Consider the following 15055-nt stretch of genomic DNA (forward strand, 5'->3'; position numbering starts at 1 on the left):
CCGCTTGTCTGAAGGGTATTGACGAGCAGGTACGTGAACGACTCGCGGGTCACGACGGCGTTCGGATCGATCTTGATCTGCAGGTTCGCCTTCGGACCGACGACTTGCTTGATCAGCTGCACGGCTTGTTCGCCCGTGATCGCTTCGTTATGCGGCGCGGACGGCGCTTGGTGAGCCTTCAGGTATTGCGTGGCTTGGTTCGCGATCGCGGTCGCATCGGCAACGGTGAGGCCGGCTTTCGGATTGAAGTTGCCGGCTTGATCCAATTTCACGAAGCCGAGGGCAAGCGCCGTTTGGATCGCGCCTTGGTGGTCGACTTCGATGTTATCGCCGTCTTTGATATCCGCCGGAACGAGGTTCAGTCTCGGCAGTTGGCCGCTTGTCTGAAGGGTATTGACGAGCAGGTACGTGAACGACTCGCGGGTCACGACGGCGTTCGGATCGATCTTGATTTGCAGGTTCGCTTTCGGACCGACGACCTGCTTGATCAGCTTCACGGCTTGTTCGCCCGTGATCGCCTCGTTATGCGGCGCGGACGGGGCCGTAGGCGCATGGTGAGCCTTCAAGTAGGCCAGCGCGTTGCTGATCTCGACGGCCGCTTCTGCCCGGGAGACTTCGCGCTTGGGGTTGAACTTCCCGTGGTTGTCCAGATGCACGACGCCGTAGCTCAAAGCGCGCTGGATCGTACCGGAGTAGCTCGTGGCAATGCGGTCCTGGTCTTTGATCTTCACGACGACCGGCTTCACCGCAGGCAGTTGGCCGCTGGCTTCGATCGCATGGATGAGTTGGTACGTGAATGCTTCGCGAGTCAGCTTCTTGCCTGGCAGCAGATTCTTGGGCAGGTCCATGCCGTTGACTTGCGCCACGATGAATGCGTTCGAGTACCAGGCGTTATTGCTGACGTTCGTAAAGTAATCGGAAGCTTTCGGCGGTTTGGCGAAGCGGACCAGATCCAAATTCAGTCCCAGCGCATTGACGATCAGCGTCACGCCTTCGGCTTGGGTGATCGTTCTGTACGGGGCGTATTGATAAGGGCTGATGCCGCTCAGCAGGCCGCTATGCTGCAGGGCAATGATTTTGTCTTTGCCCGGAACGTTGGCGATATCTTTGAACGATGCTGCGGAAGCCATCGATTGGCTTGCAACGCTAAGCGCGATGAGAGCTGCGGTGGAGAGTGCGATCATTTTGAACGGTTTCTTCATTTTCTGTCACCTCGTAGAGTAATGTGTTTGTGCATTTCGACATCATAGACGGGGCGTCCGCGAAAAAGGTTCCACGATTTTATGAGATCCCATGAATTGGAAGAAACGAGCAGCGGCAAGCGTCCATTCGCATAAGAGTGAAATAGCTCGCAAATCCTGTGTCGCGACTAAAAATAATTTTCCAATATTTCGCAACTATTACAAGGAGTGTATCGTCTTACTTACCATTGTAGCCAGATAAGACTGCCGACGGACGCGTTCCCGCGTTGGGGGCAAATAGAGTGAGCAGAGGAGACGTAGCATGAAATTGTCAAAATGGTTGTTGGTCGTATCGATGTTTTTGTTGTCCATCGGACTCACGGAATCCAACCCGGCTTCTGCTTCGGCCGAAGGCCTTGCGCCGCTCGAGCCGGCGGCGGCCGCGGATAGGCTCGACTTGACGATGGGGAGCGCCAAGATGATCCATAACGGCGTCATCTATCAATCCGCGCAGCCCGTCGCGGCCAAGGAAGGCAGAACTTATATCCCATTCAGCTCCATCGCGGCCCGATACGGCTATGCGATCTCGTACGACGCCGCGAAGAAAGAATCCATCGCGGCAAACGACAAGCATCGGCTCGTCTTCAAGATCGGCAGCGGTTTCGCTGCCCGGGACGGCGTCCAAACCAAGCTTGCCGGCGCGGCGTATATCTCGAACGGTTACCTCATGGTACCGCTTCGCTCCTGGGGGGAGATGGCGGACAGCACGATCGCGGTCGTCGGCAAGCAGATCACGCTGAAGTGGTCGACGGCGGTCATCCCTCCGAAACCGACGGCGGATTTCGAAGTGCAGCCCGCCGAGATCTATGCGGGCCAAACGTTGGTCACGTACGTGGACCATGCGACGAACGCGACGGGCATGCCGTTCATGGACGAACGCTGGACCGGCCGGATGGACGTGTTTCCCGATGCCGGCATCTATATCGTCACGAGAGAGGTGGAGGACAGCAACGGCGTCTGGAGCGATCCGTATTCCGTCACCGTGACGGTCAAACCGCCGAACCTGCCGCCGGTCGCGGATTTCGCCACGGATAAGCCGCAATACCGGATCGGCGAGACCGTGACGTACACGGATCTGAGCTCCGACGACGAGAACGCCATCGTCCGCAGCGCGTTCACGGGGAACGACAAGGCATTCTTCGAGCCGGGGGACAAAGCCGTCACGCTGACCGTCGAGGACAAGAACGGCCTGACGTCCACGGTCACGAAGACGGTCACGGTCACGAGCGAGGTGCTGTACACGAAGGACGAGTACGACCGGCTGTTCACGGCGACGGGTGATATCTACGCGGTCGACGGTCAAGCGGTGCTGAATTATCCTTCGTACAAATACGCGATCGTCTCGGAACCGTCCCAGATGATTCGCAGCAACAGCCCGGAGACGCTGGTTCAAGAAGGCATCGAGTACCATGCCCAGATGACCGGCAAGGTCCGGTTCATGTTCCATAACGTCAATAAGATCGGTTATCCCGTCACGATCCATCTGCTGGCGACCAACATGGGGAATTCCTCGGTCAACTACAACAAGAGCGCCGCGGGCATGGGCGGACCGACGGCATCGCCGGAGCTGGCCGGCAAGCTGTCCACGTCCCGTTATCTGACCTCGCTCGCCAGCAATCCCGCGCCGCAGTGGTCGACGATCCGTCCCGGCGAGACGATCGAAGTCCTGCCCGAGATCGCCAAGACGCCGATCAAGCCGGGCGAATCGCTCAGCTCCTACGTGGATGCGTATTCCGATAAAGAGCTGCTATACAACATCGTCGTCACTGCCGTAGGCAAGGATCCGAAGGCAGAGCTTCAGAACCTGCCGGTGATGCCGCGGGACGGCGTCCATGTCAGGGGCACGTTCTACAACGCCGACCGCTCCATCGCTATCGAAGACGTGCTCGGCGCAACCCCGCAGCGCATCATGTTCGGCGAGAAAGGCGGCATCGATACGATCCTGGACGGCATCGACGAGACGACGGGGCAGCTGGAGTACAATCGCGGCAATTACGGCGTGCTCTACCGCTTGCATTTGTCGCATGTGGCTCCGCGCACCATGATCGCGCTGAATGCGCGGGGCGGGTTGTACACGGGAGCGTTCCTCGTCAATAATCAGCTCGTGACGGTCGCGAACAACCAGGCGCTGCGAAGCAGCGACCAGGCGGCCGTCATGTACCGCACCGGACTGCTCGAGGAGGACGTCGACATCGTGTTCACCATCGCATCGGGCAGCAACCTGCCGATCGCGATGACCTTCACGCCGCTGCCGCCGCTTCGCCCATAGAGGAATAGCCGCGGGACGCATTCCCGGCGCAGCCTCGGCCCGCTTGAGAAACGGGTCGAGGCTGTTTTGCATTTTGGCGCGGCGCATCGGTTAGGTTACCTTGAAGTAAGTAACTGAATTCCATTTCAGTTCTTATTGTCGGACGCGTTTTCTTTTATAATGGGTATCATATTGGCCGGGAAGGCAGCGACATCCATATGGCGCTGAATGCCAAACGCCTAGCGGCGCGTAATCGCTAAAGCGCTTTCTCGGAGCGGACGAGCACGCCGCGCATGGAAATCGATCGCGAGGGAGCTGAAGCAATGGACCCGACAGACGGAAAGGGCAACGCCGGAACGATCCGATGGGACGTATTGACGATCGGGCACCTAAGCCGCAACAAGTTTTGGGGCGAGTCGTCCGATAAGGCATACCGGTCGCCCCGCTGCACCTGCACCTTGATCAGACTGAACGAACGAACGATCATCGTCGACCCGAGCTGTCCGCCCGAAGAAATGATCCGCGTCTTGGACCAGCGGACAGGCTTGAAGGCGGAGCAAATCACCGATGTGTTCCTGACGCATTTTCACGGCGATCACCGGTACGGCATCGAAGCGTTTCCGGACGCGAGGCGGTTCATGGCCCGGCGCGAGATCGATCACTGCCGCGGGCAGCTGCCGCCGGACAGCCCCGAAGGCCTGCTATTGGATCGATTGATCCCGGTGGACCATAGCTTGACGCCCGGTATTCAAATCGTGCATACGCCCGGACATTCGGAGGGACACAGCTCGCTCGTGTTCGATAGCGGGGGCTTGACGGTGGTCGTGGCCGGCGATGCGGCGATGACCCGGGATTTCTTCCGCGCGCGCGACTATTACTTCAATACGACCGATCCGGAAGCGGCCGTCCATTCCATCGACCGCATCGCGGCCATCGCGGATATCGTGATTCCCGGGCACGACAATTATTTCTTGAATCAGCGCTCTTAAACGAATCGGAGGCGAACTGACGGATGGAACAGCAGACGGAAACGAAAGCCGAACAAAAGTCGGCGCGAACGGGAATCATCGATTGCGACGTGCATCCTTACCCGCGCAACACGGAGGAGATCCGCTCGTACATGAAGCAGCCTTGGCGCGACCGTTATAACGGAGGCGGACGCGGCTTTTTCGGGAATCCCGTGCAAGGCGACCGGGTGGACGCGAGACCGCCGCAGGGAGGACCGTCCGGCTCCGATCCGGAGCTCCTGCGCAAGCAGCTCATCGACGAGTACGGCCATGCTTATGCGATCCTGATGCCGCGCGCTTTCTGCAACCTGCACCCCGATCCCGACTTCGGGACCGCGATCGCGGCCGCCTTTAACGACTGGCTCGCGGACACGTGGCTCGACAAATACAACGCCGACGGCGTATTCAAAGGCTCCATCACGGTAAACACGCAGGATCCGCAAGCCGCCGCGCGCGAGATCGAGCGTTGGGCGGGACATCCGCACTTCGTGCAGGTCATGACCGATTCCGGCGCCCGCGCCCCGTTCGGACAGCGGCAATATTATCCGATCTACGAAGCTTGCGAGAAATTCGGACTGCCCTTCGCCATTCACCCCGGCACCGACGGGATGGGCATCAACGTGCAGCCGTCGCCGGGATTTCCGACGCACTACATCGAGTGGCACACCTGCCTGTCTCTCGGGTTTCAGTCGCATCTGGTGAGCTTTATCACGGAGGGCGTCTTCGAGCGGTTTCCGGGCTTCAAGATCGCCCTGGTCGAGGGCGGCGTCTCGTGGCTTGCGCCGCTCATGTGGCGGCTCGACGCGGAGTATAAAGCGCTCCGTTCCGAGGTCCCCTGGTTGAAGCGCAAACCGAGCGAATATTTGCGCGATCACGTGCGGATCACTTCGCAGCCGCTGGAGAGACCGGATAACGACAACCATCTGCTGCAAATTTTCGACATGATGGACGCCGAGCATATTCTCATGTTTTCCAGCGACTACCCGCATTGGGATTTCGATTCGCCGACCCGCGCATTCCCCAAGCTGCCGGAATCGCTGCGCCGTCGGATCTTTTACGAGAACGCGCTCGAATTTTACAAGCTATAGGCCAAGGAGGCGCTAGGCATGGGAAAGCACGTGATTGGAGCAGTCGCCGATTTTCCGGCGGGAACGAGAAAAACGCTGATCCTGGAAGGACGCCCGATCGGCGTATTCAACGTCAACGATACGTACTACGCGCTCAAGAACAGCTGCCCGCATCAAGGCGCGCCGCTGTGCGTCGGCACCGTAACCGGCATGACCCTGCCCTCGGCGCCGGGCGAATACGCCTACGGCCGGGAAGGCGAGATCCTGATCTGCCCGTGGCATGGCTGGGAGTTCGACCTTACGACCGGCAAGTCCGTTTTCGACCCGCATAAATGCTTGGTCAAGACCTACGACGTGACGGTCGAAGCCCTGGAATCCCCGGGCGTGGATACGTATCCCGTCACGGTGGAATCCGGTTCGATCGTCGTGCACGTATAGAGGGGGACGGGGAAATGAAGTACGCGGTACTGGGGAGAACGGGGCTGAAAGCGAGCCGTCTCGCGGTCGGCGGGTACGTGTTCGCGGGGGTCAACAAAGCGAGGGGCTGGGACCCCTACAGCGCGGAGGGCAGGCAGACGGCGATCGGCACGATCCATGCCGCGCTCGATGCGGGCATCAATTATATCGACACGGCCCCGAGCTACGGCAACGGCCACAGCGAATCGATTATCGGAGAGGTCATGCGCACCCGCCGGGACGAATGCTTCTTGGCCACGAAGGTGGCCGGGCACGGCCAAGACAAGGCAGCCGTCATCCGGAACGTCGAGGAAAGCCTGAAGCGGCTGCGGAGCGACTATGTCGACGTCATTCAATTTCACGGCGGCACGTACTCCGCCGCGGATACGAACCATATTCTGAACGAGGGACCGCTGGACGCCTTGTTGACCCTCCGGGAGCAAGGAAAGGTGCGCTGGCTCGGCTTGACGACGGAAGACGCCTATTCGGCGCTGGATCTGGTCGAGTCGGATCAATTCGGTCTCGTACAGGTCAATTACAGCCTGATCCATCAGTCCGCTTCGCTGCATTTGTTGGACAGCGCCGTCCGCAAGAACGTCGGGGTCGCCGTGATGCGGCCCATGACGTCCGGAATCTTGCAGCGGCTGCTCGAACGGCTGGAGCCTAGCTGGCTCGAGGCGGCGGATCCGTTTGAAGTGTGCTTGAAATTCCTGTTGTCCGATTCGAGAGTGGGCGTCATCAACGTCGGCATGCGCTGGCCGAGCGAAGTGCAGCGAAACGTCGCGCTCGTCGACCGGTACGAGCCGTCCTTCGACATCGCGGAGCTCCCGCGCTTGACCGCGAAGATCTATGAAACGGACGACGCGGCGAACGGGTTCTGAACCGGGCTTCCTACAAGCCCCGGCGACCTGTCTGCGATAATGCCGGATGGGTGAACTGCCATCCGATCGAATGAAGAGGTACTACTTCGCGTAGTACCTCTGTTCGGCATGCGGCTATGAAAGTTGGCACTGCGCAGCGGCGGCCGCCGGGTCTACAATGACGGTAGAAGAAGGAGGGATGCCGTCATGAAACGATCGAAATCCGGCACGGAAGAACCCATCATCATCCTGATCGACGGAGATTGCCCGCTGTGTCATCGCATCGCCCGGTTCGTCTGCAAGCGCGACGCTAGGGAGAGGTTCCGGTTTGCCGCGCTTCGCTCGGCGGCCGGGAGACGCCTGCTGACGCAAGGAAGTAGCGGCGGGAGCATTGAGGTCGCAGCCGGACAAGTCGGAAGCGCCCCGTTGACCGGCCGCCCGGGGACCTCCGAGTCGGCGCTGGACGGAGCGGTCGGACCGGAGTTGCATGCTGACAGCTTCGTTCTGATTGAAGGCGGGAAATTTTACGTCAAATCCATGGCCGCGCTTCGCGTGCTGCGGAGCCTCGACGGGCCATGGCCGTTGATGTACGGAGCCGTCGCGCTGCCGGCTGTCCTCCGGGACGGCGTGTACGATCTGATCGCGCGCTGGCGCTACCGTCTCGCCGGCCGCGGACCGAGCTTATGCACGCTGCATGCCGACGGGAAGATGCGAGTCAGGTTGATCGAAGACGAGGAAGGTGACGGAGCATGACGGCAACGGCGCACTGGATAGAGGGATGGATCAAAATCGCCGGCATGCTGCAGCTCGGCGTGGCCGTCGGCAGTCTGGCGGTTCCGCGGCTCCTGCGGTGGAAGGAGCAGCTGACGCGCCTTCGTCCGCTGCTCGGACAGATCTTCTGGACGTACGCGGCCTACATATTCGTCACCAACCTGTTCTTTGCGGGCCTGTCCCTCGCGCTGGCTTCGAGCTTGGCGGACGGGTCGCGGCTGTCCACGGCGGTCTGCGGCTTCATCGCATGCTACTGGGCCGGCCGGCTCGGCATCCAGTTTTTTTATTTCGACAAGCGGGGCCTCCCGATCGGCGGGATCTATCGTTACGGGGAATGGCTGCTGGTCGCGAGCTTCGCTTTTTTCGCCGTCGTATACGGCGGGGTCGCATTTGCCGGCTTCGCGGGACTGTCGCGATGATCGCCGGCATCGTATGGCTGCTGGCGTCGTTGCCCGCGGCGGGCTTCCAGGTTGCCAGGCTGCGCTCGCTCGGGCTCAAGCGCCTGCTGGCGTGGACGGCCGCGATACTCGCCGTGGCGATCGCGGATATGGCCGCGGCCGGTTATCCCGCGACCGTTCGCATGCTGGCTATCATCGGCGTGCTGCTGTATGGCATGAAATCGGTCGTCTACATCGAGTGGACGAGCCGCACCGGCCGATATTTGTCTTGGCGGCGATGGATCGCCTTTCATCTCTGGTTCGGCATGAGACCGGAAGCATTCGCCCGCAGGGCGGCAGCGCCTTACGGCGATGCGGTCGGTTATATCCGGAGCGGAGCCTGGCGGTTTGCCGCCGGACTCGTCTTGACCGTGCTAGCCGCGCAGCCGTGGATCCCGCTGCCGGCGGAACCCGGAGCCGCGCGGAGCCTCGGCTCGATCATGGCGGTGCTGCCGCTGCTTGCGGGACTGAGCCTGATGCTGCATTTCGGCCTTTTCACGATCGTTGCGGGATTATGGCGGCTGGCCGGCTTCGATTGCCGGCGGCAGTTCCGCAATCCGCTCCTGTCAAGAAGCCTGGGCGAGTTTTGGAGCCGCCGGTGGAACCTGGCCTTCTCGGACATGACGGCGATCGGCGCGTACCGTCCGCTATCGCTGGTATGGGGCCGAACCGCCGCCCGGTTCGCGGCTTTCGCATTCTCGGGCATCCTGCACGAGCTGGCGATCAGCTTGCCCGTCCGGCAGGGCTTCGGCGGGCCGGCGGTTTATTTTCTGCTGCACGGCGCGGCCGTCTCGTTCGAAAGCCTGCTCGAGCGGAGCGGGAAGCCGCTGTCGGCCGTGCCGGGACTGGGCCGGGCGTGGACGCTGACGTGGCTGATCCTGCCCCTGCCGCTGCTGTTTCATCCCGCTTTCCTGCAAGAAATCGTCCTGCCGCTGGTTGCGCGGTTCAAGTAGCGGAGGGGGGACAGGAAAGACGCAAACGCCAAAGAAGCTTCCGCGCAGGAAGCTTCTTTGGCGCGTGGATTGCGCGCGCCTCCCGGCGCGCGGACGAGGCTTGACCGCCGAAGTGTCATCGGAATCTTAGCTGCGGCGATCAAAGGCGATCAAGATCAAGCAAGCCTCGATGACGGTCTGACGACGGAGGTCGATTACATCGTCAACGATTGACGCCGGAGGAGGTTGGGCTGCCCGGCATGGCCGGCGTCCGCCGCCGCGCCGCGGGGCTGCGTCGCGAGGAAGTCGCGGCACTGGCCGGAATCTCGCTGCATTGGTACACGGCGATGGAGCAGGGGAGGGATATCCGCGTCTCGGACAGCGTTCTTGAAAGCCTGGCCCGGACGCTTCGGCTTCAGCCGGACGAACGGGTCCATCTGTACAGGCTGGCGAATCGCAATATACCGCTGGAGACGGGGAGCGAAGCGTATCGACCGACGGCATCCGATCCCGAACTGGAGCTTATCGTCAATCAATTCGGCCGGATGCCCGCATACGCGATCGACGGCAATTGGAACCTGCTCTCGTGGAATCGCGCAGCGGACGAGATGTTCGGCGGCTTCAAGCTATCTTGCAAGGAAGACGGCACCAAGAACTTGCTGTGGCTGTTATTCACCGATCCTGCGTTCCGGTCCCGGTTCGCGGATTGGGAGACGTCGGCCGCCAAGCTGGTCGCGGCGTTTCGCACGGCCTACGCCCGCCGCATGGAAGATCCTTGCGTGAGCGAGATCGTCGAGGAGCTGGGGAAGACAAGCGCCGAATTCGTGGGAATGTGGGAACGCCACGATGTGCGTTGCCTGCACGAGAATCAATTCCGGATGATGCACCCGGCATCCGGCGAGATTGATCTAAGGTCCAATGCCTTCTATGCCGCAGAGCGGGAGGCAGTCACGCTGGTCGTGTACACGCCGGGCAGCGCCGCCGATAGCGAGAGACTGTCTTCCATGCTGAAGGCAGGCGGGTAAGAATCGCAGACGGCGCGTTGATGCGCAGCATGACGGGCGATATTCGGCATGATCGCGATGTATACGGGAGCGGCATCCATCCAAAGATAAGCAGAGCAAATGACGCCTCTGTCCGCATTTGCGAAACTACGAACAAGGAGTTCGCGTTATGACCCTTATCGCCATGGATGCTGGCGTCTTGACGTTCATCAATGTTTTCACGGTCGATCCCGCGAATCAGGAGCGCGTCGTCGAGCTGCTTGCAAGCGCGACGGACGTCTCGGTCCGTCATGCCCCGGGCTTCGTGTCCTGCAGTCTTCATCGAAGCTTGGACGGGACGAAAGTCACGATGTACGCGCAGTGGAGAAGCGAAGAAGATTACCAGGCGATGCGAAGCGATCCGAAGCCGCTGCCGTATCTGCAGGAGGCCCTGACCATCGCGACGTTCGAACCCGGCATGTACGAAGTCGTCCGTACCTTCGAACCGTCGCAAGCATAGCGGGACATGAAAACAAGTCCGCTGCGCATCACCGGCAAAGGTGAACGCAGCGGACTTTTCTTCAGCCCGGCATGGCATTGCGCGTGCAAACTTGGCATCGGGTTATCGCGAGAATTCCGGAATCGCTCCGTGCGTCATGCCCAGAAGGTCTTCGCTGAGGTTCCAAAGCGATTCGGCCGCCGCCGGATCGATGGCCCATGAACGTACGCCCGCGAGGAGCTTGCTGTCCGCGGGAACGATAGCCGCGATGTCGCAGTTCTCGCAGTACACGCCGCCTTTCCCTTCCAATAGCGGGCTGGTCGCGCACCATACGGACGTGGCAGCGCCTTGCTCGGGGGTTTTGAAGCCCTCAGGGGCGATAAATGCGCCGTTCTCGTCGCGGCGAACGCCCCAAGCGGCCAATTCCTCGTCGCTCAGGTGGCGCGTCAAGCCGGTGAGAATCGCGCCGGGGTTAACGGCGAACGCGCGAACGCCATGCGCTTCGCCCCGTTTGTCGAGCTCGACCGCGAAGAGCGAGCAGGCGGTCTTCGATGCGCCGTAGGAGAGATCCTTGTCGTACGGCCTCCGCGTATAATTCACGTCGTCCATGTCGATCGGCCCCAGCATGTGGCCGATGGAAGAAAGGGTGATGACGCGGGCATGGCCGGATCGGAGCAAGGCTTCCCACAGTCTTGCCGTCAGTTGAAAATGTCCTAAATGATTCGTCGCGAATTGGGTATCGAATCCGCGGGCGTCGCGGATCTCCGGAGGATTCGCGACCCCGGCGTTGTTGATCAACAGATCCAGCGCCCGATTGGACGCCAGAAATTCGGCGGCGAACCGGTCGATGGACCGGGGATCGGCAAGGTCGAGCTGCAGGACTTCGACGCCTTTCATGGCGGAGAGCGCGTCCTGCGCCTTCTTGACGTCGCGCGCGCCGACGATGACTTTGGCGCCCGCGCCTACAAGGACGCGCGTCGTTTCCAGTCCGATGCCGCCGTGGCCGCCGGTCACGATCGCGAGCTTTCCTTGAAGGTCGCGGCCCGCAAGCGCTTCTTGCGCCGTCGTTTGCGGACCGAATCCCGAATGTAAAGGTTGTTGTGCCGTAGTCATGGATGCGAAGTCTCCTTAATTTCATTTTAAGCAATAGGCAGAGGTCAGGATGCGAAGTTTCTATGGGTCTCTGGGCGAAGCTTGCGCGAAAGCGCATTGCGCATGTCGTTGGCCCGCAAGAATAGGATGCCACCGGTTACAACCATTTACGCAGCGTGAAGATCTCCCGAGGCGGAAGCATGCCGATAAACGTTGTATGTAGGACGAGTGCGCGGATCCGACTCGCCGCCGCGCTTGCCGCGGACGAAAAAGCCGCGTGAGGTTCACGCGGCATTTCGGCGTGCCGGCAATCGGCAGGCGCTATTTCTCGGCTTTTTCTTTCGTCGTATCCTCTTGCTCGATCAATTCCTTGGTGCCGGTGCGAAATTCCCGAATGGTCGTTCCGATCGCTTTGCCGAGCTGCGGCAGCTTGGAAGGGCCAAATAACAGCAGCGCAAGCAGGGCAATCAATACAAAACCGGTAATGCCGATATTCATGGGCATTCACATAACCTCCTCGTTAGTTCACTAAGATCGCCGTCGCGTACATGATCGCCACGCCGAGCGCAAGACCGGTAAAATTCGACCAGGAGACGGCAGGGGAGCCCGATTTGCCGGCTTCCCTCAGCATCATCTTGCTTATGACGTACACGACCTGCAGGATCGCGCCGGCGCCGATGCCGAAGAACAACGCCGAGAGCGTCGGGTTAAACAGGAAGCCTCCCGTCCAAGTGCCCAGGATGGCCGGCCCGCCGGCCAGCACCGCCAAAGCAAGAAAGGTCCTCCAGCCGGGCCGCTCCTTCAGCATCGGCGCGGCGATGCCGACGCCCTCCGTGATATTGTGCAGGGTGAAGCCGATGATCAGGAAGGTGCCGAGCGCGGCATTGCCGGCCGCGAACGCGGCTCCGATCGCCAAGCCTTCTCCCAGATTATGAAGGCCGATCCCGCCCGCGATCTTGTAAGCCGCGGCCCTGCCCGACACCGCGCCGTTCTTGCTGTTCGACTGATCCACCGCGAGCAGGAACAGGAAGCTCAGCAGCGCCGCGAGCCACACCAGGCTCGTGCCCTGGAAGATCCCGGGAGACGCCGCCCCGAGCTCGAAGCCTTCCTGAAAGGTGTCGATCGCGAGGAAGAGCAGCAGTCCGACCGTCAGCGCCAACACGGCTTGAATCCCCCGATCGGAGAACCGCCGCATGAACGGAAACCACAGCAAGCCCAGTCCGACCGGCACGACGCCGACATAGATGCCGATCAGTCCGTATTGCAGGAAGCGGTTCGGGTCAAGCTCGGGCGTCATGACGGCCAGCGGGACTTCCCCCGTGAACAACAGCCCGTTGGTCGTGATCAGCACGATGGAATAAGGATCGGCTTCCACCCAGCCGTAAGGAATCCGGATCTCGGTCTCGCCGAACCTGCCGACGGTCGGGCCAGGATGGAAATCGGCGTTCCAAAACGCGTCGTTCACCACCACCTGCGCGATCGTCACGGCTTCCGGACCCGTGTTCAGCACCTTCAACGTGAAGCCTTCATCGGTCAAGATAATGCGCTGGATGTCCAGCGCTTCGATCGGCGCCACGGCTTTATCCTTGATGCCGGTGCCCAGGTTCGAGAGGAGAGCGATGATGCCGACGAGCAGAACCAAGGGGATGATGCCCCATAACCAGATAACGGTCTTTGATTTCTTCGGCTTTGCTTGCACGGGTTCGACTTCCGCGTTCACTGTTGCCTCGCCTCCATTCCTTAAACTTTCGCCTCGAAGAATCCCATCCATCCCAGCTCGGCAAACTCGCTTTGGTGCGCATGGAACATGTATTTGCCCGGTTCCGGGAAGACGATCTCGAGAATGCCGCGCTGTCCCTGGCATTGCATGATCGTATCCGTAATGACGGGCCGCGCGTCGGGGTCCGCGCCGACTTCGTAATACTTGAAAATATTGGCGTGCAGATGGAAGGAATTGATAAGATCGAACTCCGTTAGATTGCTTAAGTACACCCGGACCAGCTCCCCGACTTTAACCGCGATGGGATGCGCTTGAAAGGCGAATGCGTAGCCGTTCACGGTATACACCTCGTTCGCGCCGTCCAAGTCCAGATCGTAGCCGTTCATCACCATGTTCAACTCCCTGGCCGGCTTCCGGGGCGTCTTCGGATCGATGATCAGATTGCCGTAAAGTCCTTTGTGAATATGCTTCGCGAGCGGAGGGATGTGACAGTGGTAAACGTGCATGCCGGCCGGCTTGGCTTCGAACTCGTAGACGAATTCCGTGCCGGATCGGACGGGCTCGAGACCGTCCATCCTCGGAGAATGGATGCCGTGGAAATGAATGGAGTGCGGATGCGTCGAGCCGTTCCAGAACTTGACCCGGACGATATCGCCTTCCGTGCACCGGATCGTCGGACCGGGGATGATGCCGTTGTAAGCCCAGCCCGGGAATTTGATGCCCTTGGCGATCTCGACTTCGACATCCATCGCGACGAGCTGATAGTCCCGTACCGTTTTCCCGTCCGCCCGCGTACTCGTCTTGCCGTAATCGAATGCCGTAAGCGCCTCGATCGCTTGCTTCAATCCGTCCGTCATTGCGGTCCCCGGATCGTATCCGTGCGCCATCCGTTCATGTTCTTTCGACTGATTGCCCGAATGCGCCGCATGATCCTGCGCGGCGCTGGCGGACCTCGTGAACAACGAAGCGGGGTTAAGCATGGAACTGCCGATTACGCCGAGGGCGCTGGCAGCCCCCCATTTCAAAACTTGCCGTCTGGAAACCGGACGCTTTGGATCGAACGCCATTCGTAGAACACCGCCTTCTTGTATGAGGGAAATTTAGTTGACCAAGTGCAACATTATTGGCAAAAAAAAGCATGTTTGTACACGGGACAAAATGTTGCACTGAAGCAAAACTTTTTTCAAGTTAACTATATGCTACGTGCCCCTCGTTGTAAACCTAAATTTTTCGATTCTGGTTTCTGCTCGGCGGGGGATTGCCGTGCGGCGATTCGACTTTGAGGCAAAGCAAAAACGTCCAAGCTTGGACGTTTTTTGGTTGTGCAGGCTATTTATCGCGTAATGACGGCAATGACCTTGCGAATCGGCACGAATATCCGGGTGCCAAGCAATGTGCGAAGAATGACGACTCTGCCGACCACTTTGACGATTCGGCCTCCGATTTCTTCCGAAGAAGATGTTTTCAGCACTACGAGCTTCCCGCGCAAACGGTTCAATAACGCAGCCATCCTGCTATCCCCTTTCTATCAGGTCTATCATTATTACTATGCGGCGGCAGCGAGATGGTTTGGGCTTGTATGCCCTCGCGAAAGGAAGTTGCCGGGCAGCCTAACAGCCGGCGGCGTCTAAGGGCATGCGCTTGCTTCATGAGAGGACGGGCGAGGAAAAGCGATATTTCCCGCGCATAGACCATGACCCATCCGGATTGGCGAACGCCTACGTATACTGGGATTGACCGGC

General features: G+C 60.2%; 16 protein-coding genes. 10 read left to right on the forward strand and 6 right to left on the reverse strand.

Annotated elements, in window-relative coordinates; translation table 11 throughout:
- Positions 1–1202, reverse strand: a 1202-nt coding sequence (locus GT019_RS12570; protein ID WP_161743526.1) for an S-layer homology domain-containing protein, incomplete at its 3' end; no start/stop codon positions are given.
- Between the two features lie 301 nt (positions 1203–1503).
- On the opposite strand from GT019_RS12570, the gene GT019_RS12575 reads away from it, so the two are divergent.
- The 10 genes from GT019_RS12575 (at position 1504) to GT019_RS12620 (ending at position 10522) form a co-directional block, all read left to right on the forward strand.
- The gene (locus GT019_RS12575; protein ID WP_161743527.1) at positions 1504–3510 is read left to right on the forward strand and encodes a copper amine oxidase N-terminal domain-containing protein; all 2007 of its coding nucleotides are present in this window, start codon (positions 1504–1506) and stop codon (positions 3508–3510) included.
- Between the two features lie 302 nt (positions 3511–3812).
- On the forward strand, positions 3813–4478 hold the full coding sequence (locus tag GT019_RS12580) for an MBL fold metallo-hydrolase (RefSeq protein ID WP_161743528.1): 666 nt from the start codon (positions 3813–3815) through the stop codon (positions 4476–4478).
- A 23-nt stretch (positions 4479–4501) separates the two neighbouring features.
- On the forward strand, positions 4502–5584 hold the full coding sequence (locus GT019_RS12585) for an amidohydrolase family protein (protein WP_161743529.1): 1083 nt from the start codon (positions 4502–4504) through the stop codon (positions 5582–5584).
- A gap of 18 nt (positions 5585–5602) precedes the next feature.
- Entirely contained in the window at positions 5603–6001 is a 399-nt protein-coding gene (locus GT019_RS12590) for a Rieske (2Fe-2S) protein (RefSeq protein WP_161743530.1), read from the forward strand.
- 14 nt (positions 6002–6015) lie between these two features.
- Entirely contained in the window at positions 6016–6900 is an 885-nt protein-coding gene (locus GT019_RS12595) for an aldo/keto reductase (RefSeq protein ID WP_161743531.1), read from the forward strand.
- Between the two features lie 186 nt (positions 6901–7086).
- Positions 7087–7632 (forward strand): thiol-disulfide oxidoreductase DCC family protein, encoded by a 546-nt coding sequence (locus GT019_RS12600; RefSeq protein ID WP_161743532.1) that lies wholly within the window; start codon positions 7087–7089, stop codon positions 7630–7632.
- A complete protein-coding gene (locus GT019_RS12605; protein ID WP_161743533.1) occupies positions 7629–8069 on the forward strand; it encodes a hypothetical protein in 441 nt (146 codons plus the stop codon). The genes GT019_RS12600 and GT019_RS12605 overlap by 4 nt, the downstream gene beginning before the upstream one ends.
- Positions 8066–9040: an MBOAT family protein gene (locus tag GT019_RS12610; protein ID WP_161743534.1), complete on the forward strand. Its 975-nt coding sequence runs from the start codon at positions 8066–8068 to the stop codon at positions 9038–9040. The genes GT019_RS12605 and GT019_RS12610 overlap by 4 nt, the downstream gene beginning before the upstream one ends.
- Positions 9041–9279: 239 nt before the next feature.
- Positions 9280–10044 (forward strand): helix-turn-helix transcriptional regulator, encoded by a 765-nt coding sequence (locus GT019_RS12615; protein WP_161743535.1) that lies wholly within the window; start codon positions 9280–9282, stop codon positions 10042–10044.
- Positions 10045–10192: 148 nt separating this feature from the next.
- Positions 10193–10522, forward strand: coding sequence for an antibiotic biosynthesis monooxygenase family protein (locus tag GT019_RS12620; protein WP_161743536.1), 330 nt, complete (start codon positions 10193–10195; stop codon positions 10520–10522).
- Positions 10523–10624: 102 nt separating this feature from the next.
- On the opposite strand, the gene GT019_RS12625 is transcribed toward GT019_RS12620, so the two are convergent.
- From GT019_RS12625 to GT019_RS12645, 5 genes are all read right to left on the reverse strand, one after another.
- Positions 10625–11614, reverse strand: a complete 990-nt coding sequence (locus tag GT019_RS12625; protein ID WP_161743537.1) for an oxidoreductase — start codon at positions 11612–11614, stop codon at positions 10625–10627.
- A 300-nt stretch (positions 11615–11914) separates the two neighbouring features.
- On the reverse strand, positions 11915–12097 hold the full coding sequence (gene tatA, locus GT019_RS12630; RefSeq protein ID WP_161743538.1) for a twin-arginine translocase TatA/TatE family subunit: 183 nt from the start codon (positions 12095–12097) through the stop codon (positions 11915–11917).
- A 16-nt stretch (positions 12098–12113) separates the two neighbouring features.
- On the reverse strand, positions 12114–13313 hold the full coding sequence (locus GT019_RS12635; protein ID WP_328803953.1) for a ZIP family metal transporter: 1200 nt from the start codon (positions 13311–13313) through the stop codon (positions 12114–12116).
- Positions 13314–13333: 20 nt separating this feature from the next.
- Complete coding sequence (locus GT019_RS12640; RefSeq protein WP_161743540.1) at positions 13334–14380, reverse strand: multicopper oxidase domain-containing protein; 1047 nt, start codon at positions 14378–14380, stop codon at positions 13334–13336.
- Positions 14381–14646: 266 nt separating this feature from the next.
- Complete coding sequence (locus tag GT019_RS12645) at positions 14647–14823, reverse strand: hypothetical protein (protein ID WP_161743541.1); 177 nt, start codon at positions 14821–14823, stop codon at positions 14647–14649.
- Between the last annotated feature and the right edge of the window lie 232 nt (positions 14824–15055).

This window comes from Paenibacillus glycinis, from assembly GCF_009909185.1.
Taxonomy (GTDB): Bacteria; Bacillota; Bacilli; order Paenibacillales; family Paenibacillaceae; genus Paenibacillus_Z; species Paenibacillus_Z glycinis.